The sequence below is a fragment of the Comamonas sp. wu1-DMT genome, assembly GCF_040187805.1.
GTDB lineage: Bacteria > Pseudomonadota > Gammaproteobacteria > Burkholderiales > Burkholderiaceae_C > Comamonas > Comamonas thiooxydans.
Window position 1 is genome coordinate 240,232 of the sequence record NZ_JBANEM010000004.1, and the last position, 26,420, is coordinate 266,651.

The 26,420-nt window shown below is 59.6% G+C and carries 27 protein-coding genes, 1 tRNA gene and 1 pseudogene; 25 read left to right on the top strand and 4 right to left on the bottom strand.

All coding sequences use genetic code 11. From position 1 onward, the window contains the following. Nucleotides 1-16: 16 nt before the first annotated feature. Nucleotides 17-1,136: pseudogene (gene ribD, locus V8Z78_RS08820) on the top strand (bifunctional diaminohydroxyphosphoribosylaminopyrimidine deaminase/5-amino-6-(5-phosphoribosylamino)uracil reductase RibD). A gap of 13 nt (nt 1,137-1,149) precedes the next feature. Here the strand turns inward: ribD and V8Z78_RS27125 are convergent. Then, nucleotides 1,150-1,410 carry a hypothetical protein gene (locus V8Z78_RS27125; RefSeq protein WP_087084770.1) on the bottom strand — a complete coding sequence of 87 codons (261 nt, stop codon included), beginning with the start codon at nt 1,408-1,410 and terminating at the stop codon, nt 1,150-1,152. A gap of 268 nt (nt 1,411-1,678) precedes the next feature. Between V8Z78_RS27125 and rpsO the strand changes: the two genes are divergently transcribed. From rpsO to V8Z78_RS08930, 22 genes are all read left to right on the top strand, one after another. Continuing rightward, the gene (gene rpsO / locus V8Z78_RS08825) at nt 1,679-1,945 is read left to right on the top strand and encodes a 30S ribosomal protein S15 (RefSeq protein ID WP_003057844.1); all 267 of its coding nucleotides are present in this window, start codon (nt 1,679-1,681) and stop codon (nt 1,943-1,945) included. Nucleotides 1,946-2,150: 205 nt separating this feature from the next. Further along, nucleotides 2,151-4,394: a polyribonucleotide nucleotidyltransferase gene (gene pnp / locus V8Z78_RS08830; protein WP_039049937.1), complete on the top strand. Its 2,244-nt coding sequence runs from the start codon at nt 2,151-2,153 to the stop codon at nt 4,392-4,394. A 131-nt stretch (nt 4,395-4,525) separates the two neighbouring features. Further along, the gene (locus tag V8Z78_RS08835) at nt 4,526-5,533 is read left to right on the top strand and encodes an NAD(P)H-quinone oxidoreductase (RefSeq protein ID WP_279091424.1); all 1,008 of its coding nucleotides are present in this window, start codon (nt 4,526-4,528) and stop codon (nt 5,531-5,533) included. Beyond that, nucleotides 5,530-6,276 carry a triose-phosphate isomerase gene (gene tpiA / locus V8Z78_RS08840; RefSeq protein ID WP_034359791.1) on the top strand — a complete coding sequence of 249 codons (747 nt, stop codon included), beginning with the start codon at nt 5,530-5,532 and terminating at the stop codon, nt 6,274-6,276. Before V8Z78_RS08835 ends, tpiA begins: the two co-directional genes overlap by 4 nt. Nucleotides 6,277-6,333: 57 nt before the next feature. Further along, on the top strand, nt 6,334-6,729 hold the full coding sequence (gene secG / locus V8Z78_RS08845) for a preprotein translocase subunit SecG (RefSeq protein WP_349731248.1): 396 nt from the start codon (nt 6,334-6,336) through the stop codon (nt 6,727-6,729). Between the two features lie 120 nt (nt 6,730-6,849). Beyond that, nucleotides 6,850-6,934: transfer RNA gene (locus V8Z78_RS08850), tRNA-Leu, on the top strand. A gap of 74 nt (nt 6,935-7,008) precedes the next feature. Next, entirely contained in the window at nt 7,009-7,368 is a 360-nt protein-coding gene (locus tag V8Z78_RS08855) for an NADH-quinone oxidoreductase subunit A (RefSeq protein ID WP_003064381.1), read from the top strand. Between the two features lie 22 nt (nt 7,369-7,390). After that, nucleotides 7,391-7,870, top strand: a complete 480-nt coding sequence (locus tag V8Z78_RS08860; protein ID WP_003057832.1) for a NuoB/complex I 20 kDa subunit family protein — start codon at nt 7,391-7,393, stop codon at nt 7,868-7,870. Between the two features lie 9 nt (nt 7,871-7,879). Beyond that, entirely contained in the window at nt 7,880-8,491 is a 612-nt protein-coding gene (locus V8Z78_RS08865) for an NADH-quinone oxidoreductase subunit C (RefSeq protein ID WP_012837316.1), read from the top strand. 29 nt (nt 8,492-8,520) lie between these two features. Further along, nucleotides 8,521-9,774 carry an NADH-quinone oxidoreductase subunit D gene (locus V8Z78_RS08870; RefSeq protein ID WP_003076498.1) on the top strand — a complete coding sequence of 418 codons (1,254 nt, stop codon included), beginning with the start codon at nt 8,521-8,523 and terminating at the stop codon, nt 9,772-9,774. Continuing rightward, nucleotides 9,771-10,262, top strand: a complete 492-nt coding sequence (nuoE, locus tag V8Z78_RS08875) for an NADH-quinone oxidoreductase subunit NuoE (protein WP_003057829.1) — start codon at nt 9,771-9,773, stop codon at nt 10,260-10,262. Before V8Z78_RS08870 ends, nuoE begins: the two co-directional genes overlap by 4 nt. Further along, complete coding sequence (nuoF, locus tag V8Z78_RS08880; protein ID WP_003064388.1) at nt 10,259-11,623, top strand: NADH-quinone oxidoreductase subunit NuoF; 1,365 nt, start codon at nt 10,259-10,261, stop codon at nt 11,621-11,623. The genes nuoE and nuoF overlap by 4 nt, the downstream gene beginning before the upstream one ends. A gap of 23 nt (nt 11,624-11,646) precedes the next feature. Further along, nucleotides 11,647-13,764, top strand: a complete 2,118-nt coding sequence (nuoG, locus tag V8Z78_RS08885) for an NADH-quinone oxidoreductase subunit NuoG (RefSeq protein ID WP_003064390.1) — start codon at nt 11,647-11,649, stop codon at nt 13,762-13,764. Continuing rightward, nucleotides 13,761-14,837 (top strand): NADH-quinone oxidoreductase subunit NuoH, encoded by a 1,077-nt coding sequence (nuoH, locus tag V8Z78_RS08890; protein WP_003057825.1) that lies wholly within the window; start codon nt 13,761-13,763, stop codon nt 14,835-14,837. The genes nuoG and nuoH overlap by 4 nt, the downstream gene beginning before the upstream one ends. Nucleotides 14,838-14,848: 11 nt before the next feature. Continuing rightward, on the top strand, nt 14,849-15,358 hold the full coding sequence (nuoI, locus tag V8Z78_RS08895; protein ID WP_003057824.1) for an NADH-quinone oxidoreductase subunit NuoI: 510 nt from the start codon (nt 14,849-14,851) through the stop codon (nt 15,356-15,358). A gap of 34 nt (nt 15,359-15,392) precedes the next feature. After that, nucleotides 15,393-16,073, top strand: a complete 681-nt coding sequence (locus tag V8Z78_RS08900) for an NADH-quinone oxidoreductase subunit J (protein ID WP_046461243.1) — start codon at nt 15,393-15,395, stop codon at nt 16,071-16,073. Continuing rightward, nucleotides 16,070-16,378: an NADH-quinone oxidoreductase subunit NuoK gene (gene nuoK, locus V8Z78_RS08905; RefSeq protein ID WP_003057821.1), complete on the top strand. Its 309-nt coding sequence runs from the start codon at nt 16,070-16,072 to the stop codon at nt 16,376-16,378. The genes V8Z78_RS08900 and nuoK overlap by 4 nt, the downstream gene beginning before the upstream one ends. 30 nt (nt 16,379-16,408) lie before the next feature. Then, entirely contained in the window at nt 16,409-18,445 is a 2,037-nt protein-coding gene (nuoL, locus tag V8Z78_RS08910) for an NADH-quinone oxidoreductase subunit L (protein WP_171832483.1), read from the top strand. A gap of 16 nt (nt 18,446-18,461) precedes the next feature. Beyond that, nucleotides 18,462-19,937, top strand: a complete 1,476-nt coding sequence (locus V8Z78_RS08915; RefSeq protein ID WP_003064396.1) for an NADH-quinone oxidoreductase subunit M — start codon at nt 18,462-18,464, stop codon at nt 19,935-19,937. A gap of 24 nt (nt 19,938-19,961) precedes the next feature. Further along, nucleotides 19,962-21,455, top strand: coding sequence for an NADH-quinone oxidoreductase subunit NuoN (nuoN, locus tag V8Z78_RS08920; RefSeq protein ID WP_003064398.1), 1,494 nt, complete (start codon nt 19,962-19,964; stop codon nt 21,453-21,455). A 56-nt stretch (nt 21,456-21,511) separates the two neighbouring features. Further along, nucleotides 21,512-21,817, top strand: coding sequence for a DUF2818 family protein (locus V8Z78_RS08925; protein ID WP_003057814.1), 306 nt, complete (start codon nt 21,512-21,514; stop codon nt 21,815-21,817). 8 nt (nt 21,818-21,825) lie between these two features. Beyond that, nucleotides 21,826-22,338 (top strand): DUF1178 family protein, encoded by a 513-nt coding sequence (locus tag V8Z78_RS08930; protein ID WP_046461244.1) that lies wholly within the window; start codon nt 21,826-21,828, stop codon nt 22,336-22,338. A gap of 33 nt (nt 22,339-22,371) precedes the next feature. On the opposite strand, the gene V8Z78_RS08935 is transcribed toward V8Z78_RS08930, so the two are convergent. From V8Z78_RS08935 to V8Z78_RS08945, 3 genes are read right to left on the bottom strand one after another with little or no spacing between them, the layout of a single operon-like run. Beyond that, nucleotides 22,372-23,160 (bottom strand): anti-sigma factor family protein, encoded by a 789-nt coding sequence (locus V8Z78_RS08935; RefSeq protein ID WP_034408804.1) that lies wholly within the window; start codon nt 23,158-23,160, stop codon nt 22,372-22,374. Nucleotides 23,161-23,171: 11 nt separating this feature from the next. After that, a complete protein-coding gene (locus V8Z78_RS08940; RefSeq protein WP_003064403.1) occupies nt 23,172-23,699 on the bottom strand; it encodes an RNA polymerase sigma factor in 528 nt (175 codons plus the stop codon). After that, nucleotides 23,700-24,089 carry a COG4315 family predicted lipoprotein gene (locus tag V8Z78_RS08945; protein ID WP_003064405.1) on the bottom strand — a complete coding sequence of 130 codons (390 nt, stop codon included), beginning with the start codon at nt 24,087-24,089 and terminating at the stop codon, nt 23,700-23,702. It lies immediately after the preceding gene. 718 nt (nt 24,090-24,807) lie between these two features. Here V8Z78_RS08945 and V8Z78_RS08950 point away from each other — a divergent pair. Together V8Z78_RS08950 and V8Z78_RS08955 are read left to right on the top strand one after the other, a co-directional pair. Then, complete coding sequence (locus V8Z78_RS08950) at nt 24,808-25,578, top strand: ABC transporter ATP-binding protein (RefSeq protein WP_003064407.1); 771 nt, start codon at nt 24,808-24,810, stop codon at nt 25,576-25,578. A gap of 115 nt (nt 25,579-25,693) precedes the next feature. Next, the gene (locus tag V8Z78_RS08955; RefSeq protein ID WP_003064410.1) at nt 25,694-26,413 is read left to right on the top strand and encodes an ABC transporter ATP-binding protein; all 720 of its coding nucleotides are present in this window, start codon (nt 25,694-25,696) and stop codon (nt 26,411-26,413) included. Nucleotides 26,414-26,420: the final 7 nt, after the last annotated feature.

Here is a 26,420-nt window from a genome sequence, read left to right on the forward strand (position 1 = left end):
TGCTGAGAAAGTGCCTATGAACGCGATTGATGATGCTGAGTTGATGCGCCGTGCTTTGCATTTGGCTCATGGGGCCTTATATCGAACATCGCCTAACCCTCGCGTAGGTTGTGTGCTGCTTGGTAAGAATGGTGTTGTATTGGGTGAAGGTGCAACACAGGAGGCTGGTGGGCCGCACGCGGAGGTTGTTGCTCTCAATGATGCAAAGCAGCGAGGAAACGATGTACGTGGTGCCACTGCCTATGTGACTTTGGAACCCTGCGCTCATTTTGGTCGTACAGGACCTTGCTGTGATGCGTTGATTGGAGCTGGGGTCGGGCGTGTCGTTGCTGCTTTGGAGGATCCAAACCCCAATGTGGCTGGTCAAGGCTTCCAGCGATTGCGAGCTGCTGGTATTGATGTGAGTGTTGGTATTGGGGGGGAGCTTTCGCGAGAGCTCAACTTGGGTTTTTTCAGCCGAATTTTGCGTAAAAGACCTTGGGTTCGAACCAAAATCGCAGTCTCATTGGATGGGAAGACGGCATTGGAAAATGGTGTCAGTAAATGGATTACGTCTTCTGATGCCAGATCTGATGGACATGAGTGGCGTGCCAGGGCATGTGCAATTTTAACGGGTGTTGGAACCGTGCTTGCAGACAATCCGCGACTGGATGTGCGCTACTTCGAGACACCAAGACAGCCAAAGCTGGTACTTGTTGATAGTCAGCTCAAGGCATCGGTAAAATCTTCCATTTTTCATGTAAATCGCCAAGCTATTGTTTATACAGTCTCTGTTGATGAAAAAAAAAATCAAAGAACTTCAAGGCGCGGGTGTCACAGTTGTCAGTGCTCCTGCTAATCAAGATGGGCAGGTAGATTTGTCATTTTTAATGAATGATCTTGCGGTTAATCGTGAAATCAATGAGCTGCATGTCGAAGCCGGCCAGGGATTGAATACTGCTTTGTTGAAGGCAGGTTTGGTGGATGAGGTGCTGGCTTATATTGCTCCAAAGTTACTTGGCGCGGGGATGGAATGGGCTTCTATCGGTCCATTTAGCAGTCTTGATCAAGCGGTGGCCATGGAGTTCCACGAGGTGGCAACTGTTGGCACAGATCTACGGATCCTGGCGCGGCTGGCTGGGCATGATCAGTTTTGACTACTTATGCCTATCAGCGTTTGTTTGTGTATCCGGCACAAGCTCCTGAGTTGGGTCTACCTTTGCACTCTCGGTAAAGACGCCTGTCTCGCTCCGCTGCGCTTTCGTCGGAGCTGCTGCGGATGTTCTGAATTTTGACCTTGTTGCTCTGGCTCTTGCTGCCTTTGCGCCCGCCGGCCTCGGCATTGTGCGTGGGCAGTGCGAGGATCAGAGCGACTAAAGTTACGGTGATGCTCAGTTGCTGAAGTGAGGAGCAAGCTTGACGGCGGGCCATGGGGCATCCTCAGTAGTGGTGAGCAGGGCGGTGGACGGGTTCATTGTCTGCTTGCGGGCTGGTTTGGCAAAGCCGGCAAAACCAGAGGGAAAGGCCAGACGCCAATAGCATGGCCGACTGGCCTTGAGTGGTGCTTTGCCGGGCTAGACAGCCTCTTGATATAATCGCCGGGTTTTGCATGGTGCAAGACGCACGCTGAGACCTTTCCAGTCTTGGCGCAAGTAACCAAGGTGCTCCTCGTCGAGTGCCAAATCCTAAGGAAAACAAAATGATCGCTGCCGATAAGAAGGCTGAAGTTGTCAAGGCCAATGCTCGTTCCGAAAACGACACTGGTAGCCCCGAAGTGCAAGTGGCTCTGCTGACTGCTCGCATCAACGAACTGACTCCCCACTTCAAGGCTAACGCCAAGGACCACCACGGTCGTCGCGGTCTGCTGCGCATGGTGAGCCGTCGCCGCAAGCTGCTGGACTACCTGAAGTCCAAGGACGCTGACCGCTACACAGCACTGATCGCCAAGCTGGGCCTGCGCAAGTAAGCACGGTGAAAGATCGAAACGCCTGAGTTAGATTGCCTAGCTCAGGCGTTTTTTACTTCGGAGTTCGCAAAACAGAGCGAAGCTGTGTCATTCCAGTGCTGCACTATTGATAGCGCTCAGCGCAGCACTGGAATGGCATCGTGTTCTGTTTGCACTCCAAATCAAGACTGGATGAGCGCATCCAGCTATTCATAAGGGAGTCAATATGACCATGTTCAACAAAGTTACCAAGACCTTCCAGTGGGGCCAGCATACGGTTACCATGGAAACCGGCGAAATCGCGCGCCAGGCCTCCGGCGCCGTGCTGGTCAACATCGACGACACCGTGGTGTTGGCCACTGTCGTGGGCTCCAAGATCGCCAAGGCCGGCCAGGACTTCTTCCCCCTGACCGTTGATTACATCGAGAAGACTTATGCCGCCGGCAAGATCCCCGGCAGCTTCTTCAAGCGCGAAGCCAAGCCTTCCGAGCTGGAGACTCTGACCTCGCGTCTGATCGACCGTCCCATCCGTCCCCTGTTCCCAGAAGGCTTCTACAACGACGTGCATGTGGTCATCCACACCATTTCGCTGAATCCCGAAGTCGACGCCGACATCGCTGCCATGATTGCCACTTCGGCGGCCCTGGCTGTGTCCGGCATTCCCTTCAGCGGCCCCATCGGTGCTGCTCGCGTGGGCTACATCAACGGCGAATATGTGCTGAACCCCGGTCAGACCCAGCGCAAGGATTCTCAGATGGATCTGGTCGTTGCCGGCACCGAATCCGCCGTGCTGATGGTGGAATCCGAAGCCCTGCAACTGCCTGAGGAAGTGATGCTGGGCGCCGTGGTGTTCGGTCACGAGCAAGGCAAGATCGCCATCGACGCCATCCATGACCTGGTGCGTGAAGGCGGCAAGCCCGCATGGGACTGGACTGCTCCCGCCAAGGACGAGGCGCTGATCGCCAAGGTGGCCGAGCTGGGCGAAGCCAAGCTGCGCGCCGCTTACCAGGAGCGCAACAAGCAGGTGCGTACCCTGGCTTGCCGCACTGCATACGCCGATGTCAAGGCCGCCTTGACCGAGCAAGGCGTGGCGTTCGACGGCGTCAAGGTCGAAGGCATGCTGTTCGACATCGAAGCTGGCATCGTGCGTTCGCAGATCCTGGCGGGCGAGCCCCGTATCGACGGCCGCGACACCCGTACCGTGCGCCCCATCGAGATCCGTTCCTCCGTGCTGCCCCGCACCCACGGCTCCGCGCTGTTCACGCGTGGTGAGACCCAGGCCTTGGTGATCTCCACGCTGGGTACCGAGCGCGATGCTCAGAAGATCGACGCGCTGGCTGGCGAGTTCGAAGACCGCTTCCTGTTCCACTACAACATGCCTCCCTTTGCCACCGGCGAAGTGGGCCGCATGGGCTCGACCAAGCGCCGTGAAATCGGCCACGGCCGTCTGGCCAAGCGCGCTCTGGCCGCTTGCCTGCCGACCAAGGAAGAGTTCCCCTACACCATCCGCGTGGTGTCGGAAATCACCGAGTCCAACGGTTCCTCGTCCATGGCTTCGGTCTGCGGCGGCTGCCTGTCCATGATGGACGCCGGCGTGCCCATGAAGGCGCATGTGGCCGGTATCGCCATGGGTCTGATCAAGGAAGACAACAAGTTTGCCGTGCTGACCGACATTCTGGGTGACGAAGATCACCTGGGTGACATGGACTTCAAGGTGGCTGGTACCACCAACGGCATCACTGCCCTGCAGATGGACATCAAGATCCAGGGCATCACCAAGGAAATCATGCAGGTCGCCCTGGCTCAGGCCAAGGAAGCGCGCATGCACATCCTGGGCAAGATGCAGGAAGCCATGGGTGAAGCCAAGACCGAAGTCTCCAGCTTCGCGCCCAAGCTCTACACCATGAAGATCAACCCCGAGAAGATCCGTGACGTGATCGGCAAGGGTGGCGCCACCATCCGTGCGCTGACCGAAGAGACCGGCACCCAGATCAACATTGAGGAAGACGGCACCATCACCATTGCCGCCACCGACGGCGCCAAGGCCGAAGCCGCCAAGCTGCGCATCGAGCAGATCACGGCCGAAGTCGAGATCGGCAAGGTCTACGAAGGCCCCATCGTCAAGATTCTGGAATTCGGTGCCCTGGTCAACCTGCTGCCCGGCAAGGACGGTCTGCTGCACATCAGCCAGATCGCTCACGAGCGCGTGGAAAAGGTCACTGACTACCTGCAAGAAGGTCAAGTGGTCAAGGTCAAGGTTCTGGAAACCGACGACAAGGGTCGTGTCAAGCTGTCCATGAAGGCGCTGACCGAGCGTCCCGCCGGCATGCCCGAGCGCGAGCCGCGTGAACCACGTGGTGATCGCGAGTACCGCGAACGTGCTCCTCGTCAGAATCGCGAACCCCGCGAAAACCGCGAGCCGCGCGAAAACCGCGCAGCCGCTGACGAGCAGCAACAACAGCAGCAGTAATGGCTGAGCAGGAGGCCGTCGCGAGGCGGTCTCCTGTTTTGTCGTTTGCTGGTTGATCCTGATTTTGTAGCTGCTAGCGCTTTCTGCATAAGCGTTTGAGCCTGATTTCTTTGATAGAGCAAAGCCTGACTATGGAAGCCAACACAATGCGAGCGGTGGAGATCACCAGCTATGGTGCGCCAGACGTGCTGCGCATGGGTGTACGTCCCATGCCGGTGGCGGCTGAGGGGGAGGTGCTGATTCGCGTTGCTGCGAGCGGCATCAATCGCCCCGATGTGCTGCAGCGCAAAGGTCATTACGCGCCGCCTGCCGGAGCCTCCGATCTTCCGGGGCTGGAGGTGGCGGGTGTGATCGTGGCGGGTGACGAGGCGGCCATGGCCAAGGCGGGCTTCAAGCTTGGCGACCGCGTCTGCGCGCTGGTGGCCGGTGGCGGCTATGCGAGTTTCTGCGCTGCGCCCGTGGACCAGTGCCTGCCGGTGCCGGCGGGCTTCAGCGACGTGCAGGCGGCGGCCTTGCCCGAGACCTTTTTCACGGTCTGGAGCAATGTGTTTGACCGGGGGGCTCTGCAGCCCGGTGAAACCTTGCTGGTGCAGGGCGGCAGCAGCGGCATTGGCGTGACGGCGATTCAGCTGGCCAAGGCCTGGGGCGCGACGGTCATTGTCACGGCGGGCAGTGATGCCAAGTGCGATGACTGTCTCAAGCTCGGTGCCGACCACGCCATCAACTACAAGACCCAGGACTTTGCGGCAGAAGTGCAGCGCATCACGGCGGGCGAGGGCGTCAACGTCATTCTCGACATGGTCGCCGGCAGCTATGTGGCGCGCGAAGTCCAATGCCTGGCTCCCGATGGTCGCCTGGTAATCATTGCGGTGCAGGGTGGCGTCAAGGCCGAGTTCGATGCCGGCCTGGTGCTGCGCAAGCGGTTGACCGTGACTGGCTCCACGTTGCGCCCGCGCTCCGTGGCCTTCAAGGCGGCGATCGCCGAGGCGCTCAAGCGCAATGTCTGGCCCCTGCTGGAGTCCGGCAAGGTGCGCCCAGCCATCTATCGTGAATTCGATGCTGCTGATGCGGCGCAGGCTCATGCGCTGATGGAATCCAGCGAGCACACCGGAAAAATCGTTTTGACTTGGGAAACATGAAGCAAAAACTCATTGTTGGCAACTGGAAGATGAACGGCAGCCTGGCTGCCAATGCTGCTTTGCTGCAGGCCATCAAGCAGGGCTTGCCTGCTGGCAACAAGGCGGGCGTGGCCGTGGCTGCTCCTGCGCCCTATCTGGCTCAAGTCCAGGCGGAACTTGCGGGTACTTCCATTGGGGTGGGTGCACAGGATGTGTCCCAGCACGAGCAGGGCGCATTCACGGGCGAAACTTCTGCTGTCATGCTCAAGGAGTTCGGCGTGCGCTATGCGCTGGTCGGTCACTCCGAGCGTCGTCAGTATCATGGCGAGACTGATGCAGTGGTTGCCGCCAAGGCCCAGGCTGCGCTGGCCAAGGGCATCACGCCCATCGTCTGCGTGGGCGAGACCCTGGCGGAGCGTGAAGCGGGTCAGACCGAGGCCGTGGTCAAGCGTCAGCTGGCAGCCGTGATTCATCAGGTCGGCCACTGCGTGAGCGAGCTGGTTGTGGCCTATGAGCCTGTCTGGGCCATAGGCACCGGCAAGACTGCCACTCCCGAGCAGGCCCAGCAGGTGCATGCCGTGCTGCGGGCGCAGCTGGCGGCGGCCAGCGACAAGGCTGATCGTGTGCCCTTGCTTTATGGCGGCAGCATGAATGCAGGCAATGCGGCGCAACTGCTGGCTCAGGCCGATATTGACGGTGGCCTGATCGGTGGTGCGGCGCTCAAGGCCCCGGATTTCCTCACCATTATTGCGGCAGCGCAATAATTCGTCTGCGCCGCACTCCGGTGTGGTGCGCAATGATTCAGACTTTTAGGTTTTTATATGAACGTCTTTTCCAGCGTCATTCTCGCGGTCCAGATGCTGGCCGCTCTGGGCATGATCGGCCTCATCCTCATGCAGCACGGCAAGGGTGCCGATATGGGGGCTTCCTTTGGCAGCGGTTCGTCGGGCAGCCTGTTTGGCGCCTCGGGCAGTGCCAACTTCCTGTCGCGCTCCACGGCGGCTCTGGCCACCGTGTTCTTCGTGGCTACATTGGCTCTGGCTTATCTGGGCAATGCTCGCCCAGTGAGCTCGGGTAGTGTGCTGGAAGGCGCTGCTCCTGTTTCGGCTCCTGCGCCTGCTGCCAATGTGCCGCCCGCAACTGCCGGCGATTCAGCCGTGCCTCCTGCTGCTCCGGCGGCTGGTGCTGAGGGCGCAGCCCAGATCCCAACGAAATAATTTGGAGAAAATCCTGAAGAACCCCAAAGAGTGGGGTTTTTCAGGCTAGAATCTAGGGATTGTCTGGGGATCAGAATCTTTGCAACGAAGGTTCCAGAGATTGCCGGACTTTGAGACGAAGCCGTCGTGGTGGAATTGGTAGACACGCTATCTTGAGGGGGTAGTGGCGAAAGCTGTGCGAGTTCGAGTCTCGCCGACGGCACCAACACATAACTAAAAACCTGCCCTGCTGATCAGGCAGTGATCGGTGAGGCATGTTTTCATAACAAGGCCCACTCGATGAACATCGATCAGTACCTTCCCGTTCTTCTGTTCATTCTTATTGGCATGGCTGTGGGTGTTGTACCCCTGGTGCTCGGCTACGTGCTGGGTCCAAACCGCCCTGATGCTGCCAAGAACTCCCCCTACGAATGCGGTTTCGAGGCGTTTGAAGACGCTCGAATGAAGTTTGATGTGCGCTACTACCTGGTCGCCATCCTGTTCATTCTGTTCGACTTGGAAATCGCATTTCTGCTGCCCTGGGCTGTCGCACTCAAAGATGTCGGCGGCGTGGGTTTTGTTGCTGTCCTGATTTTCCTGGCCATTCTGGTCGTGGGCTTTGCCTACGAGTGGAAAAAAGGCGCCCTGGATTGGGAATAAGCAGCTTTTCTGAGGAAACACGATGATCGAAGGCGTGATGAAGGAAGGCTTCGTCACCACCAGTTATGACACGGTGGTGAACTGGGCCAAGACAGGGTCGATCTGGCCCATGACATTTGGCCTGGCCTGCTGTGCGGTGGAGATGATGCACGCAGCAGCTGCTCGCTATGACATCGGTCGCTTCGGCTCCGAAGTGTTCCGTGCCAGCCCCCGCCACTCTGACCTGATGATTGTTGCCGGTACGCTGTGCAACAAGATGGCTCCCGCGATGCGCAAGGTGTACGACCAGATGTCCGAGCCGCGCTGGGTAATTTCCATGGGCTCCTGCGCCAATGGTGGCGGTTACTACCACTACAGCTACTCGGTGGTGCGTGGTTGCGACCGCATTGTTCCCGTCGACGTCTATGTGCCTGGTTGCCCCCCGACAGCGGAAGCGCTGATCTACGGCATCATCCAGCTGCAGCAGAAGATTCGTCGTACCCACACCATCGCTCGCGTTTAAAGGGCTGAGATGACTGCAATTGCAATTCACCCCGAAAAGCTTCGGGATGTGGTTACTGCTGCCTTGGGTGACAGGGTGCGCTCCGTCACTCTGGCCTATGGCGAAGTGACGGTGGAAGTATCCGCTGACAAGTATCTGGACGTGATGCAGATTCTGCGCAATGCCCCGGACTGCCAGTTCGAGATGCTGCTGGATCTGTGCGGCGTGGACTATTCCACTTATGCGGAAGTCGGCAAGGACGGTCCGCGTTTTGCCGTTGTATCCCACCTGATGTCCCTGACGTTGAACCAGCGCCTGCGTGTGCGTGTGTACTGCGCCGACGATGACTTCCCCGTGGTGGCCTCGATCAACCCCATCTGGAACTCGGCCAACTGGTTCGAGCGCGAAGCCTTCGATCTGTTCGGCATCGTGTTCGAGGGTCACGAAGACCTGCGTCGTATCCTGACCGACTATGGCTTCATCGGCCATCCATTCCGCAAGGATTTCCCCCTGTCCGGTCACGTGGAAATGCGCTACGACGCCGAACAGCAACGTGTGGTGTACCAGCCCGTCACGATCGAGCCTCGCGAAATCACGCCGCGCATCATTCGTGAAGAAAACTACGGCGGAGGCCTGCACTAAAGGCGCACGTCGCCTTTTGACGGAAGACCATGGCTGAAATCAAGAACTATTCCCTGAACTTTGGTCCGCAGCACCCGGCAGCGCACGGTGTGCTGCGTCTGGTGTTGGAGCTCGATGGCGAAGTGGTGCAGCGCGCCGACCCGCACATCGGTCTGCTGCACCGCGCGACCGAAAAGCTGGCCGAAAGCAAGACCTATATCCAGTCGCTGCCCTATATGGACCGCCTGGATTACTGCTCGATGATGAGCAACGAGCACGCTTACTGCCTGGCCATTGAAAAACTGATGGGCATCGAAGTGCCTATCCGTGCCCAGTACATCCGTGTGATGTTCTCGGAAATCACCCGCATCATGAATCACCTGATGTGGCTGGGTTCCTCGGGCAACGATGCCGGCAGCTCGACCATCCTGATCTACAGCTTCCGCGAACGCGAAGCGCTGATGGACATGTACGAAGCAGTGTCGGGTGCGCGCATGCACGCGGCTTACTTCCGTCCCGGTGGCGTGTATCGCGACCTGCCGGACAGCATGCCACAGTACAAGGCCAGCAAGGTGCGCAATGTGCGCTCCATGGAGGCCATGAACGAAGACCGCAAGGGCTCGCTGCTGGACTTTATCGATGCTTTCACGCAGCGCTTCCCCAAGTGCGCGGACGAGTACGAAACCCTGCTGACCGACAACCGCATCTGGAAGCAGCGTAACGTCGGCATCGGTGTGGTGTCTGCGGAACGTGCCATCAATCTGGGCCTGACCGGTCCCATGCTGCGCGCCTCGGGCCTGCCCTGGGACATGCGCAAGACCCAGCCCTACGAGGTCTACGACAAGCTGGACTTCGATATTCCGGTGGGTGCCACGGGCGACTGCTATGACCGCTATCTGGTTCGCATGGCCGAGATGCGCGAGTCCAACAAGATCATCAAGCAATGCGTGGACTGGCTGCGTGTCAATCCCGGCCCGGTGATCACGGACAATCACAAGGTTGCGCCCGCAAGCCGTGAAGCCATGAAGTCCAACATGGAAGAGCTGATTCACCACTTCAAGCTCTTTACCGAAGGCTTCAAGGTTCCCGAAGGCGAGGCTTACGCTTCCGTCGAGCATCCCAAGGGTGAGTTCGGCATTTATTTGATCAGCGATGGTGCCAACAAGCCCTATCGACTGAAGATTCGTCCACCAGGATTTGCGCACATGGCTGCTCTCGATGAACTGAGCCGTGGCCATATGCTGGCTGACGCCGTGATGGTGCTCAGTACCCTGGACATCGTGTTTGGAGACGTTGACCGATGATTACCGAAGCGACCAGAGAACGCTTTGCGCGTGAGGTGGCAAAGTATCCGGCTGACCAGAAACAGTCTGCCGTCATGGCTTGCCTGTCTATCGTGCAGCAGGAGCAGGGCTGGGTCAGCCAGGAAAGCGAGGCAGTGATTGCCGAAGTCCTGGGCATGGCCGAGATTGCGGTGCACGAAGTCACCACTTTCTACAATATGTACAACCAGCAACCTGTTGGCAAGTACAAGCTCAATGTCTGCACCAATCTGCCATGCCAGCTGCGCGACGGCTACAAGGCCTTGCACCACCTGGAGCACAAGCTGGGCATCAAGATGGGCGAGACCACCAAGGACGGCCTGTTCACGCTGCAGCAGTCCGAGTGCCTGGGCGCCTGCGCCGATTCGCCCGTGATGCTGGTCAACGACCGTTGCATGTGCAGCTTCATGAGCAATGAAAAGCTCGACGAGCTGGTCGACGGCCTGCGCGCTGCGGAGGGCAAGGCATGAGCACGATTCTGAACAATCCTGCCGCCAATGCCGTGCTGGCCAAGTTCGCATCGACTGGCAATGAAACCTGCTTCCACGATCGTCACATCAATCCCCAGATCTATGCGGATCTGAACGGCAGCAACTGGTCCATCAAGGACTATGAAGCACGCGGCGGCTATCAGGCCCTGCGCAAGCTGTTGGGCAAGGATGGCGGCGAAGGCCTGACGCAAGATCAGGTCATCGCGACGCTCAAAGAATCCGGTCTGCGCGGCCGTGGCGGTGCGGGCTTCCCCACGGGTCTGAAGTGGAGCTTCATGCCCCGCCAGTTCCCCGGTCAGAAGCACCTGGTCTGCAACTCGGATGAGGGCGAGCCCGGTACCTGCAAGGACCGCGACATTCTGATGTTCAACCCGCACATCGTGATCGAAGGCATGATCATTGCCGCTTTCGCGATGGGCATCAGCATCGGCTACAACTACATCCACGGCGAGATCTTCGAAGTCTATGAGCGCTTCGAGGCGGCCCTGGAAGAAGCACGCGCTGCCGGCTACCTGGGTGACAACATCCTGGGCAGCAGCTTCAGCTTCCAGCTGCATGCCCACCATGGCTTTGGCGCCTACATCTGCGGCGAAGAAACCGCGCTGCTGGAATCGCTGGAAGGCAAGAAGGGTCAGCCCCGCTTCAAGCCGCCATTCCCCGCCAGCTTCGGTCTCTACGGCAAGCCCACGACCATCAACAACACCGAGACTTTTGCGGCCGTTCCCTGGATCATCCGCAACGGTGGCCAGGCCTATCTGGAATGCGGCAAGCCCAACAATGGCGGCACCAAGATCTTCTCGGTCAGCGGCGACGTGAACCTGCCCGGCAACTACGAAGTTCCCATGGGCACGCCTTTCAGCAAGCTGCTGGAGCTGGCAGGCGGTGTGCGCACCGGACGCAAGCTCAAGGCCGTGATCCCCGGCGGCTCTTCGTCGCCCGTGCTGCCTGCCGACATCATCATGGACTGCACGATGGACTATGACTCCATCTCCAAGGCTGGCTCCATGCTGGGTTCGGGCGCCGTGATCGTGATGGATGATTCGCGCGACATGGTCGAGTGCCTGCTGCGTCTGTCGTACTTCTATTCGCACGAGTCCTGCGGCCAGTGCACGCCCTGCCGTGAAGGCACGGGCTGGCTGTGGCGCGTGGTGAACCGTATTCAGCACGGCGAAGGCCGTCCGGAAGATATCGAGCTGTTGGACTCGGTATCCGTGAACATCATGGGCCGCACGATCTGTGCGCTCGGCGACGCGGCAGCCATGCCGGTTCGCGCCATGATCAAGCACTTCCGCCACGAGTTCGAAGCGAAGATCCAGAACGCTTCCAAACAGGCTGCATGAGCGCCTGATCGCGAGACAAGCATATGGTTGAAATTGAACTGGACGGAAAAAAGGTCGAGGTGACGGAAGGCAGCATGGTCATGCATGCAGCCGAGAAGGCCGGCACCTACATTCCTCACTTCTGCTACCACAAGAAGCTATCCATTGCGGCCAACTGCCGCATGTGCCTTGTGGATGTGGAAAAGGCTCCCAAGCCCATGCCCGCCTGCGCCACGCCAGTGACGCAAGGCATGATCGTGCGCACCAAGAGCGAGAAGGCCATCAAGGCACAACAGTCGGTGATGGAGTTCCTGCTCATCAATCACCCGCTGGACTGCCCCATCTGCGACCAGGGCGGCGAATGCCAGCTCCAGGATCTGGCAGTGGGTTATGGCAGCAGCTCTTCGCGCTACGAAGAAGAAAAGCGCGTGGTGTTCCACAAGAACGTGGGGCCGCTGATTTCCATGGAGGAAATGAGCCGCTGCATTCACTGCACACGTTGCGTGCGCTTTGGCCAGGAAGTGGCCGGCGTCATGGAACTGGGCATGATTCACCGCGGCGAGCACTCCGAGATCACCACCGTGGTGGGCGATAGCGTGGACTCCGAACTCTCGGGCAATATGATCGACATCTGCCCTGTGGGCGCGTTGACCAGCAAGCCCTTCCGCTACAGCGCCCGTACCTGGGAACTGTCGCGCCGCAAGTCGGTGGCTCCGCACGACTCCACAGGCTCCAACCTGATCGTTCAGGTCAAGAACCACAAGGTCATGCGCGTTGTGCCCTTCGAGAACGAAGAAGTCAACGAATGCTGGATTGCCGACCGCGACCGCTTCTCCTATGAGGCGCTGAACAGCGACGAACGCCTCACCAAGCCCATGCTCAAGCAGGGCGGCGAGTGGAAGGAAGTCGACTGGCAGACCGCCCTCGAATATGTGGCCAACGGCCTGCAGCAGATCAAGAGCAACCATGGCGCCAGCGCCATCGGCGCTCTGGTCAGCCCTCACAGCACAGTGGAAGAGCTGTTCCTGGCCGGCAAGCTGGTGCGCGGCATCGGTAGCGAGAACATCGACTACCGTCTGCGCAATGCCGAGTTCGCTGCCACGCAAGGCGTGCAGTGGCTGGGTCTGCCCATCGCTGCATTGAGCAATCTGCAGTCGGCTCTGATCGTGGGCTCCAACCTGCGCAAGGACCATCCGCTGTTCGCACAGCGCATTCGCCAGGCTGCCAAGAAGGGCTGCAAGGTCTTCGCCATCAACGATCGCATCCATGACTGGGCCTTGCCCGTCAACGCATCGGTGGTCGCTGCCGGCGACTGGGCTCAGGCTCTGGCCGATGTGGCTGCTGCCGTGGCCGAAGCCAAGGGTGTCTCGGCACCCGTGGCCGGTCAGGCCCATGACGAAGCCAAGGCGATTGCCGCTGCATTGCTGGCTGGCGAGCAAAAGGCCGTGCTGCTGGGCAATGCCGCAGCGCACCATGCTCAGGCTTCTGCACTGCTGGCTCTGGCCAGCTGGGTTGCCGAACAGACCGGCGCTGCCGTAGGCTATCTGACCGAAGCCGCCAACACCGTGGGCGCGCAATGGGTCAAGGCCATGCCTGCTGGCAACGGTCTGAATGCGGCTCAGATGATTGGCGGTGGCCTGAAGGCTGCCATCTTGCTGAACAACGAACCCGAGTTCGACAGCGCTGCCGGCAAGGCCGCCATCGCCGGTCTGAACAAGGCCGAGATGGTGGTGACTCTGAGCCCCTTCAAGGCCAATCTGGAATTCAGCGATGTGCTGCTGCCCATTGCTCCGTTCACGGAAACCTCGGGCAGCTTTGTCAACGCCGAAGGCCGTCTGCAGAGCTTCCACGCCGTGGTCAAGCCTCTGGCCGACACGCGTCCCGCATGGAAGGTGCTGCGCGTGCTGGCCAACCTGATGGGTGTGCCGGGCGTTGACTATGAGACATCGCAGGACGTGCTGGCTGAGGCTACCGGCGGCGCTGCCCAAGTGCCAGCCAATGTGCTGAGCAACGCGGCCCAGGCCGTGAGCGCAGTGCCCGCCGGCAATGTGACTGCGCCTGCAGTCGCCAGCATTTACCAGCTCGACAGCATCGTGCGCCGCGCTACGTCGCTGCAATTGACGGCTGACGCTCGTCAGGTTCGTGAGGGAGGCGCCGCATGATCGACGCATTGAAAGCCTGGGGCGCGGGCCTGTCCGCCGCTCCTTTCTGGACCGATGTGGCCTGGCCCGTCATCTGGATTCTGCTCGGCATCGTGGCCATCGTGGCTCCCCTGATGGGTGCCGTGGCCTACCTCACGCTGTGGGAACGCAAGCTGCTGGGTTTCATGCAAATCCGTCTGGGCCCCAACCGCGTGGGTCCTTCGGGTCTGCTGCAGCCTCTGGCTGACGGCCTGAAGCTGCTGACCAAGGAACTGATTCAGCCCACGGCAGCTGCCAAGGGCCTGTTCTATGTGGGCCCCGTCATGGCCATCATGCCGGCCCTGGCGGCCTGGGTGGTGATTCCCTTTGCCCCCGATGTGGCCCTGGCCAACGTGAACGCAGGTCTGCTGCTGCTGATGGCCATCACTTCCATCGAAGTCTATGGCGTGATCATTGCGGGCTGGGCTTCCAACTCCAAGTACGCCTTCCTGGGCGCGCTGCGTGCCTCGGCCCAGATGGTGAGCTACGAAATCGCGCTGGGCTTCTGTTTCCTGGTGGTCATCATGGTCACGGGCAGCATGAACCTCTCGGCCATCGTGATGAGCCAGGGTCAAGGTCAGTTCGCATCCATGGGCATGAGCATCCTGTCCTGGAACTGGCTGCCCCTGCTGCCCATCTTCATCGTCTACCTGATCTCGGTCGTTGCCGAAACCAACCGTCACCCGTTTGACGTGGTCGAAGGCGAAGCCGAAATCGTGGCTGGTCACATGGTCGAGTACTCGGGCATGGGCTTTGCGGTCTTCTTCCTGGCCGAATACGCGAGCATGTGGCTGGTCTCCATCCTGGCCGTGATCATGTTCCTGGGCGGCTGGCTGCCTCCGTTCGACTTCCTGGGTTTCATCCCCGGTTGGATCTGGCTGGCGATCAAGACCTTCCTGGTGGTGTCGTGCTTCATCTGGATTCGCGCTACCTTCCCGCGCTTCCGTTATGACCAGATCATGCGTCTGGGTTGGAAGATCTTCATTCCCGTCACCCTGGTGTGGCTGGTGGTTGTGGGTGCTTGGCTGTACTCGCCCTGGAACATCTGGAAATAAGCGGAGTACGTATGTCTGCAGTAGCTGCAACACCTTTCTCCTTCAAGGATTTCCTCAAGAGCTTCATGCTCTGGGAACTGGCCAAGGGCATGGCCCTGACTGGCCGCTACACCTTCCGTCGCAAGATCACGGTGCAGTTCCCTGAGGAAAAAACACCTCAGTCGCCACGCTTCCGTGGTCTGCACGCCCTGCGCCGTTACGAAAACGGCGAAGAGCGCTGCATTGCCTGCAAGCTTTGCGAAGCCGTGTGCCCTGCCATGGCCATCACCATCGAGTCCGATGTGCGTGACGACGGCTCGCGCCGTACCACGCGCTACGACATCGATCTGACCAAGTGCATCTTCTGTGGCTTCTGCGAAGAAAGCTGCCCGGTGGACTCCATCGTGGAGACGCACATCTTCGAATACCACGGCGAAAAGCGCGGTGATCTCTACTTCACCAAGGACATGCTCCTGGCAGTGGGTGACCGTTATGAAGCCGAGATCGCTGCCAACAAGGCGGCAGATGCCAAGTACCGCTGAAGCGGCTCCTTGATCACTTGAAAAGATTCGATCCATGGACGCCAAAACTGGTTTTTTCTATCTGTTCTCGGTCGTGCTGCTGTTTGCAGCCTTCCGGGTTGTCACGGCTCGCAACCCTGTGCACGCCGTGCTCAATCTGATTCTGGCCTTCTCGCAAGCTGCCGCCATCTGGCTGCTGCTCAAGGCTGAATTCCTCGGCATCGCTCTGGTGCTGGTCTATCTGGGCGCTGTGATGGTGCTGTTCCTGTTCGTGGTGATGATGCTCGATATCCGTATCGACTCCATGCGCCGCGGCTTCTGGAAGCATTTCCCGTTCGCCGCCCTGATCGGTGTGCTGATCGCCTTTGAAATGGGCATGGTGCTGATGGGCGGTTTCGGCGACGTCGAAGACGCCAAGGCTGTTGGTACGACCATGGTCAATGCAGCCGGCCAGACCGTTCCTTACTCGAACACACAGGCTCTGGGCAAGCTGCTATACACGGAATACCTGTATCCCGTGGAAATTGCGGCCGTGATCCTGCTGGTGGCCATGATTGCAGCAATTGCCCTGACGCTGCGCAAGCGCAAGGACAGCAAGGCCATGAACCCTGCAGATCAAATTCGTGTACGAGCCTCTGACCGCATCAAGCTGGTCAAGGTCGACAGCACCAAGCCTGCACAAAAACCTGACGCTGAAGCCGCGGCTGCAGCGCCTGCTGTGGAGACAAAAGCATGACGCTGACTTTGGGCCACTTCCTGACGCTGGGTGCCATGCTGTTTGCACTCTCCGTGGTTGGCATCTTTCTGAACCGCAAGAACCTGATCGTCTTGCTCATGGCCATCGAGCTGATGCTGCTGGCCGTGAACATGAACTTTGTCGCGTTTTCCAGCTATCTGGGCGACATGCACGGCCAGGTGTTCGTGTTTTTCATCCTGACAGTGGCTGCTGCTGAATCGGCCATCGGTCTGGCGATCTTGGTGCTGCTGTTCCGTAACAAGACAAGCATCGATGCGGAAGATCTCAACGCCCTCAAGGGTTGAGTCCGCCGTAACTTGCAAGGTTCTCAAGAAATGAGTCAAACCCTTTCTGCATCCATGCTGCTTGCGGTACCGTTGGCACCGCTGGTCGGCTCCGCACTCGCGGGTATCTGGGGCACGGCCTTTGGCGGCAACAAGATTGGTCGCACCGGCAGCAGTTCCCTGACGATTCTGAGCGTGCTCCTGGCCTTCGTTCTGTCGGCCCTCACGTTCAAGGCTGTCGTGTTCGACGGCGCAAAGTTCAACGAAACCATCTACACCTGGATGGTTGTCGGTGGCCTGAAGATGGAAGTCGGTTTCCTGATCGACTCCATCACGGCCATGATGATGTGCGTGGTGACCTTTGTGTCGCTGATGGTTCACATCTACACCATGGGCTACATGGAAGAGGATGACGGCTACAACCGTTTCTTCTCCTATATCTCGTTGTTCACCTTCTCCATGTTGATGCTCGTGATGAGCAACAACCTGCTGCAGCTGTTCTTCGGCTGGGAAGCCGTGGGCCTGGTGTCCTATCTGCTGATCGGCTTCTACTACAAGAAGCCTACGGCCATCTTCGCGAACCTGAAGGCCTTCCTGGTCAACCGCGTGGGTGACTTCGGCTTCATTCTGGGTATCGGCCTGATTGCTGCCTATACCGGCACGCTGAACTACTCTGAAATCTTTGCCAAGCTGCCAGAGATCCAGAACACCCAGCTGCCCGGTACGGGCTGGTTGCTGGTGACCGTGACTGCCATCTGCCTGTTCATCGGCGCGATGGGCAAGTCGGCCCAGTTCCCGCTGCACGCCTGGCTGCCGGACTCCATGGAAGGTCCCACGCCTATCTCCGCGCTGATTCACGCGGCGACCATGGTGACGGCCGGCATCTTCATGGTGTCGCGCATGTCTCCTCTGTATGAGCTGTCGGATGTTGCGCTGAACTTCATCCTGGTGATCGGCTCCATCACAGCGCTGTTCATGGGTATTCTGGGCATCATCCAGAACGACATCAAGCGCGTGATTGCGTACTCCACGCTGTCCCAGCTGGGCTATATGACCATCGCTCTGGGTGTGTCGGCCTACTCGGTGTCCGTGTTCCACCTGATGACCCACGCCTTCTTCAAGGCGCTGCTGTTCCTCGGTGCCGGCTCCGTCATCATGGGCATGCACCACAATCAGGACATCCGCTGGATGGGCGGCGTGCGCAAGTACATGCCCATCACCTGGATCACCTTCCTGCTGGGTAACCTCGCGCTGATCGGCACGCCGTTCTTCTCGGGCTTCTACTCCAAGGATGCCATCATCGAGGCGGTTCACGCTTCCAACCTGCCTGCTGCCGGCTTTGCCAATTTTGCAGTGCTGGCCGGTGTGTTCATCACGGCTTTCTACTCCTTCCGTCTGTACTTCATCGTCTTCCACGGCAAGGAGCGCTACGACCAGAACCCCGATGCCCACCATGATGACCACCACGGTCATGACGACCACGGCCATGGCCATGATGCCAAGCCCCACGAGTCGCCTCTGGTGGTGACCGGTCCTCTGGTGCTGCTGGCCATTCCTTCGGTGGTAATTGGTGCGATTGCATTGATGCCCATGCTGTTTGGCGACTTCTTCAAGGGCGTGATCCACGTCGATGGCTCCAAGCATGGCGCCATGGCCGAACTGGCCGAGCAGATCCACGGCTGGGTGCCCATGGCTCTGCACGGCTTCACGGCTGCACCGTTCTGGCTGGCTCTGGCCGGTGTGGTGGTGTCCTATGTGTTCTACATGGTCAAGCCCGAGATTCCTGCCGCCATCATGGCTTTCTCCAAGAAGATTGGTCTCTACCAGGTTCTGGAAGGCAAGTACGGCGTGGACTGGGTGTACGAGAACATCTTCGCCCGCGGCTCCCGTGCCTTCGGTACCTTCTTCTGGAAGGCCGGCGATCAGGCCATCATCGATGGCGCCATCGTGAACGGCTCCTGGAAGCTCATGGCCAAGTTCGGTCAGTGGGTGCGCGGCCTGCAAACAGGCTATCTCTATCACTACGCGTTGGTCATGCTGCTGGGTATCGTTGCCCTCATGACGTACTTCGTGTGGCTCAACAAGTAGTAGGGGAAGAACAAAAATGGGTTTGTTGAGTCTTTCTATCTGGGTGCCGATTGCTTTTGGCGCCCTCCTGCTGGCCTTCAGCAAAGAAGGGCAGGCCAACGCGGTGCGCTGGCTGGCACTGATCGGTGCGCTGATCGGTTTTGCGGTGACCATTCCTCTGGTCACCGGCTTCGACACCACGACTGCCAATATGCAGTTTGTGGAGAACGCGCTCTGGATTGAGCGCTTCAACATCCACTACCACCTGGGCGTGGACGGCATCTCCATGTGGTTTGTGCCGCTGACGGCCTTCATCACCGTCATCGTGGTGATCGCCTCCTGGACCAATATCACCGAGCGCGTCAACCAGTACATGGCCGCTTTCCTGATCCTGTCGGGTCTGATGATCGGTGTGTTCGCGTCTCTGGATGGCATGCTGTTCTATGTGTTCTTCGAAGCGACTCTGATCCCGATGTATCTGATCATCGGTATCTGGGGTGGTCCTAACAAGATCTACGCAGCCTTCAAGTTCTTCCTGTACACCTTGATGGGCTCGCTGCTCACGCTGGTCGCTCTGATCTATCTGTACACCCAGTCGGGCGGCAGCTTCGAGATCCTGGACTGGCACAAGCTGCCCCTGTCCGGTACCGCACAGACGCTGATCTTCTTCGCCTTCTTCGCCGCTTTTGCGGTGAAGGTGCCCATGTTCCCGGTCCACACCTGGCTGCCCGACGTTCACGTTGAAGCCCCTACCGGCGGCTCCGCCGTGCTGGCCGCCATCATGCTGAAGCTGGGTGCCTATGGTTTCCTGCGCTTCTCTCTGCCCATTGCTCCCGATGCGGCGCATGAGTGGTCGGGCCTGATGATCACGCTGTCGCTGATTGCCGTGATCTATGTGGGGGTGGTGGCTCTGGTGCAGAAGGACATGAAGAAGCTGGTGGCTTATTCGTCCGTGGCTCACATGGGCTTTGTGACCCTGGGCTTCTTCATGTTCAACAACCTGGGCATCTCCGGTGGCCTGGTGCAGATGATTGCCCACGGTTTCGTGTCCGGCGCCATGTTCCTGTGCATCGGCGTGCTGTACGACCGCGTTCACTCGCGTGAAATCGCCGCTTACGGCGGTGTGGTCAACACCATGCCCAAGTTCGCTGCCTTTGCCCTGCTGTTTGCCATGGCCAACTGTGGTCTGCCTGCAACCGCCGGTTTTGTCGGCGAGTGGATGGTGATCCTGGGTGCCGTGCAATACAACTTCTGGATTGGTCTGGGCGCTGCAACCGCTCTGATCTTCGGCGCTGCCTACACCCTGTGGATGTACAAGCGCGTGTACCTGGGTGCCGTGGCCAACGACCATGTGGCTGAACTCAAGGACATCAACTGCCGCGAATTCCTGGTGCTGGGCCTGCTGGCCGCGGCCGTGCTGGTCATGGGTCTGTATCCCAAGCCCTTCACCGATGTGATGGATGTGTCTGTGGCAGAGCTCATCAAGCATGTGGCTGTGAGCAAGCTCAACTGACCAGACTGAAACGAGAGACACGAGATGATTGACAACATCAGCTGGCTGGCGATCTACCCGGAGATCACTCTCCTGGTCATGGCCTGCGTCATTGCCTTGGTGGACCTGGGCGTCAAGAGCGCCCGTCGCACCGGCACCTATGTTCTGACCATGCTCACCCTGCTTGTCGTGGCGGTGATGCAAGGCATGTACGCCGCGAGCGGCAATACCTTCTACGGCTGGGGCAACATGGTTGTCTCGGACGCCATGGGCAACTGGCTCAAGTGCTTTGCCACTATCGCCGTGATGATCACCATGGTCTACGGCCGCCCTTATGCGGCCGAGCGCGACATGCTGCGCGGCGGTGAGTTCTTCACACTGTCCATGCTGGCCCTGCTGGGCATGTTCATCATGATCAGCGGCAACAACTTCCTGGTCCTGTATCTGGGCCTGGAGCTGCTGACACTGTCCAGCTATGCGCTGGTGGCTCTGCGCCGTGACCACACCGTGTCCGTCGAAGCCGCCATGAAGTACTTCGTCCTGGGTGCCATGGCTTCCGGCTTCCTGCTGTACGGCATGTCCATGCTCTACGGTGCCACCGGTTCGCTGGATATCGGACAGGTCTTCAAGGCCATCAATTCCGGTGAAATCAAGCACCAGGTGCTGGTCTTCGGTCTGGTCTTCGTGGTCGCCGGTCTGGCCTTCAAGCTGGGTGTGGTTCCCTTCCACATGTGGGTGCCCGACGTCTACCAGGGTGCACCTACCGCCATCACCGCCCTGATCGGCGGCGCGCCCAAGCTGGCTGCCTTTGCCATGACCATCCGCCTGCTGGTGGACGGCCTGCTGCCGCTGGCCATCGATTGGCAGCAGATGCTGATGGTGCTGGCCGTCTGCTCGCTGCTCATCGGCAACCTGGCCGGTCTGCAGCAGACCAGCCTCAAGCGCATGCTGGCTTACTCGACGATTTCCCAGATGGGCTTTGTGCTGCTGGGTCTGATGTCGGGTGTGGTGGACGGCAAGGTCGATCCTGCCACCGTCGAAAACGCCTACAGCTCGGCGATGTTCTACATCGTGACCTATGTGCTGACCGCTCTGGCTTCCTTCGGCGTGATCCTGCTGCTGGCCCGCGAAGGCTTTGAAAGCGAAGAGATCGCCGATCTGGCCGGTCTGAACCAGCGCAGCCCGCTGTACGCCGGTGTGATGGCCATCTGCCTGTTCTCCATGGCCGGTATTCCTCCGCTGGTCGGCTTCTACGCCAAGCTGTCCGTGCTGCAGGCCCTGGTCGCTTCGGGCAGCAGCCTGTACATCGGTCTGGCCGTGTTTGCCGTGATCATGTCGCTGATCGGTGCCTTCTATTACCTGCGCGTGGTCAAGGTCATGTACTTTGATGCTCCAATCACTGCTACCAGCGTGTCTGCTCCTCTGGATGTGCGCGTTGTGCTGACGATCAACGGTGCGCTGGTTCTGCTGCTGGGCATACTGCCTGGCGGTCTGATGGCCTTGTGCGCTGACGCCGTTGTGCGTGCCCTGGCTTCCTGATAAGACGAACGTGATGAGGGCTTGATGCCCTCATCGCTTTTTCTAGGAATGGCTTTGTGTCTATAACCGCCTCTATCTGGCTCATCATCTTGGCTGCCCTTGTGGCAGCCAATTTGCCTTTTATCAACCAGCGTCTGGGCATTGTCGGCCCCGTCATGGCCGGTCGCAAGCCGCTGTGGGTGCGCCTGCTGGAAATGATTGCCCTGTATCTGCTGGTGGGCGGCCTGGGCTTGCTGCTGGAGCGCCGCGCCGGCCAGATATCTCCCCAAGGCTGGGAGTTCTATGCCATTACTGCTACGCTGTTTTTGACGCTGGCATTTCCCGGCTTCGTTTATCGCTATCTGGTTCACCGCAAGGGTTGAGTGGCGCCATGAAAGTGCTTGATCTTCACTGCCCTGCAGGCCATGTCTTTGAAGGCTGGTTTGCTTCGGAAGATGATTTTCAGAATCAGCTGCAGCGCAAGCTGGTGGAATGTCCTGTTTGCGGCGACAGTGATGTGACCAAGCGCTTGAGTGCTCCCCGTCTCAATCTGGGCGCACAGCCGCCAAAAACTGCCCCGACTGCAAAACCGGCTCCTGCCGCAGCGCCGGAGCTTTCCGTCGCCGTACCCGAGATCAGCGCCGAGGCGCGGGCACATCTGCAGTCCATGCATGCCGCCTGGATGCAGTGGTCGCGCCAGGTTGCGCAAAATACCGAGGACGTCGGCAAAAAATTCGCCGAAGAGGCGCGCCGCATTCACTACGGTGAAACCGAGGAGCGCGCCATTCGCGGCCAGACCAGCGCCCAGGAGGCCATGGAGCTGCTGGAAGAGGGCATTGGCGTTCTGCCCCTGGCCTTGCCCGAGTCGGCCAGTGGCGAAGGCGGCAGCGGCAGCCTGCAATAAGACAACCCCGCTTCCGGTCAGCGCCCTGCGGCTTCAGCTCAGTTGCTGATAGATCGCGTTGGCCAGAGTCTGCAGGCGCTCGCGCGGCAGGGAGGCACTCAAGGCATAGCCTTGCCGGCCATCGATCCAGTAAAAGCCATGGCTTGCACCGTCGCTGCTCCATTGAAAGGACGCAGGGGCGGAGGTGGCTGCCGTCCCGGGCTTGAGCACCGAGACATACAGGGTGACGCGCTGGCCGGCCTGATCCTCGTACATGAACTGGGCGCGGGCCTGGCCGGTCTCCCCGGGCAGCAGCCGCCCGCCCATGAGATGAAAGCCCTGGGCTTCCAGCACCGGCGGCTTGAGCGCAACTCCCAGCCGCTTGGACAGCCACTGCACCAGATGCGCCTGCTGCTGTGCCGCGACCTCGACGGGGTGGCGCTGCTCGGGCACATAGACGGCATGGGCCGCAGCCGCCTCGCGGACAAAGCCTGGCAACTGCACGGCCGTGTCGGCCGGCAGTGAGCCGGATTTTTGCTGGCCTGCACCATAGCCAAGTCCCAGGCCCACGCTGAGCATGATGCCTGCGGCCAGCGCATGTTGCCAGCGCCACTGCAGCGCCGGCTTTTGCAGGGATAGTATGAGCCGGGGCGGGACCGGCTCTTCGAGCAATTGCGCATGCAGAGCCTGAAGGCCCGCGTTCTGGGCCTGAATGGCGGCCATGCGCGCTGCTTCTTCGGGGTGTTCGGCCAGCCATTGCGCCACGGTCGCAGCGGCATCGGGTTGTAACTCTCCATCCACCCAGGCATGCAGCGTGGTTTCATCGGGGCGCTGGGGTGTCATTGCACTTTCCTTCATTTGACAGCCCTCAACACGGTCGTCGCGGGTCTTTCTCCTTCCATGAGGCGCCTGAGCTGCTCGCGGGCGCGCGAGAGGCGCGACATCACCGTTCCCACGGGAACGCCCAGCATCTGCGCGGCTTCGCCATAGCTGAACTGCTCCATGCCGATCAGCAGCAGCACCTCGCGTGCCTGCGGCGTGAGATGGGACAGGGCCCGCTCCAGATCCAGCTGCAGCGTCAGTCTGGGCATGGGGTCGTGAGGCGTGTCCTGCGCCTCGTCAAGCGCCACCATGCGATGCCGCGACGACTGCTGCCACTGATTGGCATAGAGGTTGTGCATCAAGGTCAGCAGCCAGCTGAGCAAGGCTTTTTGCACCTGCTCGGCCGAGGCGGCTGCCGGCGGCTGCCACAAGGCCCACTTCTGGCAGGCGCGCTCCAGGGTGTCCTGCACCAGATCGTCTGCCAGCGCGGCATCGCCCGCTAGCGCACGCGCATAGCGGCGCAGGCGGGGAATATGGACCAGGGCGGCGTCGACCTTCACTCAGGGCTTGGCGACATGCCAGCTATTATTGAGGAAGCCGTCACCCGTCATGTCGCCGGGCTTGGCATCCTTGACCCAGTGATAGAGGGGGCGGCCCTTGTAAGCCCATTGCTTGCTGCCGTCGTCGCGCATCACCACGCTCCAGTCGCCGATTGGCGCCGCATTCGCGGGGGCCATCAAAGGCGGCCAGTTGGTGGCGCAGCCGCCGTTGCAGACGCTTTTGCCGGAGCCTGCGGCATCCTTGTCAAAGACGTAGAGCGTCATCTGGGTTGGTCCGACCAGCACGCCGTTGAGGGTGGTGGCAGGGGATTTTGCCGAAGTGACCGAGCCGGTCGAGCAGGCCGCCAACAGGGCGGCGGAAGCTAGCGTCAGAGAAGCGATGCGAAACATGAGGTCTCTCCTTGTGGTTGACCTGCAGTAAACAGTTCTGCAAGGGGTTTTATTCCATGCGTTTTCACGCAGGAACTCAAGAGCAGCGCGACAGGTCTTGCAGGCATGGCCTCAGGCATCGATTGCTGAATAATTTGATAGCTGCTATCGCCTATTGAGTATTTATTTCATGGATAAAAGAACATGAAATTCATATGAGGCAATCGGAAGCAGCTTTTAAATTTATAGCGATATGGCTGTTCTTTGTCGCCCTTGGTTTTTGAGGGCGACAAATGGCAAGCATATTTGCGAGCATTGGGCTAGTAACCTGGTTACTCCAGTGGGAATTGAGCGACTCAGGGTTTACGGCATCAGGGCCAATCTGGGGAGTGCTGTGCTATGAGGGCACATTTCGCCCAGTCTTATTAATATTGATAGCGCAATATGTATAAGGCATAAGCTTTCTTAGAGATTCCGAAGTAGATGCTGATATTCCTGGGGATGCCGCTGTCTCTGGCGTGACTTGCAGTTGCGATGAGTTTGAAGTTTGCAGTTACTTCTGTTGTTGCTATTTGTTTTATGGAGGGTTAGGGAAAGCATAAGTCCGACGGCTCTTCATTCCTAGGAGTTTCCCGCTGCGGCACTGCAGCATGAAAGACCAAGATGCCGCTCAGGCAGAGGAAGTACATCAAGTTGCTCCCCTCTTTGTTTTGCAGCATTCAGGACTGACGGCCAGCGCATGAGCGACCTTATTCTCGAAACTAGGCAACTCACCAAAGAGTTCAAAGGCTTTACCGCCGTCAGCAAGGTGGATCTGGCCGTGCAGCGTGGCTCCATTCACGCGCTGATCGGGCCCAATGGAGCGGGCAAGACTACTTGCTTCAATCTGCTGACCAAGTTTCTGGAGCCCACTTCCGGGAGCATCCAGTTCAACGGGCTGGACATTACCCGCGAGGCGCCGGCACAGATTGCGCGACGTGGCGTGATTCGCTCGTTTCAGATTTCCGCCGTGTTTCCTCACTGCACCTTGCTGGAGAACGTGCGCATCGGCCTGCAGCGCAAGCTGGGCACGGCCTATCAGTTCTGGACCAGCGAGAAGACGCTCAATCAGCTCAATGACCGCGCCATGGAGCTGCTGACCGAAGTCGGGCTGCAGGACCTGGCCGATGAAGTGACCGTGAACCTGCCCTATGGGCGCAAGCGCGCCCTGGAAATTGCGACCACGCTGGCCATGGAGCCCGAGCTGATGCTGCTGGACGAACCCACACAGGGCATGGGCCATGAGGACGTGGACCGCGTGACCCAGCTCATCAAGAAGGTCTCTGCCGGCCGCACCATCCTGATGGTGGAGCACAACATGAAGGTGATTGCCACCATCGCCGATCGCATCACCGTGCTGCAGCGCGGCGCCGTTCTGGCCGAAGGGCGCTACGAAGAGGTTTCGCGTAATCCGCAGGTGATGGAAGCCTATATGGGGACCACGGACGGACAGCTTCAGGGGGCGCATTGATCGTTCCCCCTGTGCCGCTTTGCGGCTTCCCCCTGAGGGGGACGGCAACCTCGGTGCGGGGCGGCCCTTCCTCGCTGCCTCTTTGATGGTTTCGTGCGTGATTTGAGTGAGACGAATGAATAAGACAAGTACTCCGGCGCTGGAAATTTCGGGACTCAATGCCTGGTATGGCGAATCCCATGTGCTGCATGGCATGGATCTGGTGGTCAATCCCGGCGAGGTGGTGACCTTGCTCGGCCGCAATGGCGCAGGGCGCACTTCCACGCTGCGCGCCATCATGGGGCTGACCGGCTCGCGCAAGGGCTCGATCAGGATCAACGGCGTGGAAACCATTCACATGCCCACGCACAAGATCGCCCACCTGGGCGTGGGCTACTGCCCCGAGGAGCGCGGCATTTTCTCCAGCCTGTCCTGTGAAGAGAATCTGATGCTGCCGCCGCCGCTCAAGACCGGCGAGCCGGGGATGAGCATCGACGAGATCTACCAGATGTTCCCCAACCTCTATGAGCGCAGGAACAGCCAGGGCACGCGCCTTTCGGGCGGCGAGCAGCAGATGCTGGCCGTGGCGCGGATCCTGCGCACGGGTGCGCGCCTGCTGCTGCTTGATGAAATTTCCGAAGGCCTGGCCCCCGTCATCGTCCAGACCCTGGCTCGCATGATCACCACGCTGCGCGAAAAGGGCTACACCGTGGTGATGGTGGAGCAGAACTTCCGCTTTGCCGCGCCGCTGGCCGACCGCTTCTATGTGGTCGAGCACGGCCATGTCGCCCTGCGCTTCGGAGCCAGCGAACTGGACGAGAAGATGTCCGTGCTCAACGAGCTGCTGGGCGTCTGAGCCTGCA

Excerpts from the sequence above, each read along its gene's own strand:
- V8Z78_RS08900 (WP_046461243.1), top strand. The coding sequence starts at position 15,393 with ATGGACGCCAAAACTGGTTTTTTCTATCTGTTCTCGGTCGTGCTGCTG.
- nuoF (WP_003064388.1), top strand. The coding sequence starts at position 10,259 with ATGAGCACGATTCTGAACAATCCTGCCGCCAATGCCGTGCTGGCCAAG.
- V8Z78_RS08865 (WP_012837316.1), top strand. The coding sequence starts at position 7,880 with ATGACTGCAATTGCAATTCACCCCGAAAAGCTTCGGGATGTGGTTACT.
- secG (WP_349731248.1), top strand. The coding sequence starts at position 6,334 with ATGAACGTCTTTTCCAGCGTCATTCTCGCGGTCCAGATGCTGGCCGCT.
- nuoK (WP_003057821.1), top strand. The coding sequence starts at position 16,070 with ATGACGCTGACTTTGGGCCACTTCCTGACGCTGGGTGCCATGCTGTTT.
- V8Z78_RS08855 (WP_003064381.1), top strand. The coding sequence starts at position 7,009 with ATGAACATCGATCAGTACCTTCCCGTTCTTCTGTTCATTCTTATTGGC.
- V8Z78_RS08915 (WP_003064396.1), top strand. The coding sequence starts at position 18,462 with ATGGGTTTGTTGAGTCTTTCTATCTGGGTGCCGATTGCTTTTGGCGCC.
- nuoG (WP_003064390.1), top strand. The coding sequence starts at position 11,647 with ATGGTTGAAATTGAACTGGACGGAAAAAAGGTCGAGGTGACGGAAGGC.
- V8Z78_RS27125 (WP_087084770.1), bottom strand. The coding sequence starts at position 1,410 with ATGGCCCGCCGTCAAGCTTGCTCCTCACTTCAGCAACTGAGCATCACC.
- nuoL (WP_171832483.1), top strand. The coding sequence starts at position 16,409 with ATGAGTCAAACCCTTTCTGCATCCATGCTGCTTGCGGTACCGTTGGCA.
- V8Z78_RS08935 (WP_034408804.1), bottom strand. The coding sequence starts at position 23,160 with ATGACACCCCAGCGCCCCGATGAAACCACGCTGCATGCCTGGGTGGAT.
- nuoH (WP_003057825.1), top strand. The coding sequence starts at position 13,761 with ATGATCGACGCATTGAAAGCCTGGGGCGCGGGCCTGTCCGCCGCTCCT.
- V8Z78_RS08950 (WP_003064407.1), top strand. The coding sequence starts at position 24,808 with ATGAGCGACCTTATTCTCGAAACTAGGCAACTCACCAAAGAGTTCAAA.
- V8Z78_RS08870 (WP_003076498.1), top strand. The coding sequence starts at position 8,521 with ATGGCTGAAATCAAGAACTATTCCCTGAACTTTGGTCCGCAGCACCCG.
- V8Z78_RS08930 (WP_046461244.1), top strand. The coding sequence starts at position 21,826 with ATGAAAGTGCTTGATCTTCACTGCCCTGCAGGCCATGTCTTTGAAGGC.
- nuoE (WP_003057829.1), top strand. The coding sequence starts at position 9,771 with ATGATTACCGAAGCGACCAGAGAACGCTTTGCGCGTGAGGTGGCAAAG.
- V8Z78_RS08945 (WP_003064405.1), bottom strand. The coding sequence starts at position 24,089 with ATGTTTCGCATCGCTTCTCTGACGCTAGCTTCCGCCGCCCTGTTGGCG.
- rpsO (WP_003057844.1), top strand. The coding sequence starts at position 1,679 with ATGATCGCTGCCGATAAGAAGGCTGAAGTTGTCAAGGCCAATGCTCGT.
- pnp (WP_039049937.1), top strand. The coding sequence starts at position 2,151 with ATGACCATGTTCAACAAAGTTACCAAGACCTTCCAGTGGGGCCAGCAT.
- V8Z78_RS08835 (WP_279091424.1), top strand. The coding sequence starts at position 4,526 with ATGGAAGCCAACACAATGCGAGCGGTGGAGATCACCAGCTATGGTGCG.
- V8Z78_RS08860 (WP_003057832.1), top strand. The coding sequence starts at position 7,391 with ATGATCGAAGGCGTGATGAAGGAAGGCTTCGTCACCACCAGTTATGAC.
- tpiA (WP_034359791.1), top strand. The coding sequence starts at position 5,530 with ATGAAGCAAAAACTCATTGTTGGCAACTGGAAGATGAACGGCAGCCTG.
- V8Z78_RS08955 (WP_003064410.1), top strand. The coding sequence starts at position 25,694 with ATGAATAAGACAAGTACTCCGGCGCTGGAAATTTCGGGACTCAATGCC.
- nuoI (WP_003057824.1), top strand. The coding sequence starts at position 14,849 with ATGTCTGCAGTAGCTGCAACACCTTTCTCCTTCAAGGATTTCCTCAAG.
- nuoN (WP_003064398.1), top strand. The coding sequence starts at position 19,962 with ATGATTGACAACATCAGCTGGCTGGCGATCTACCCGGAGATCACTCTC.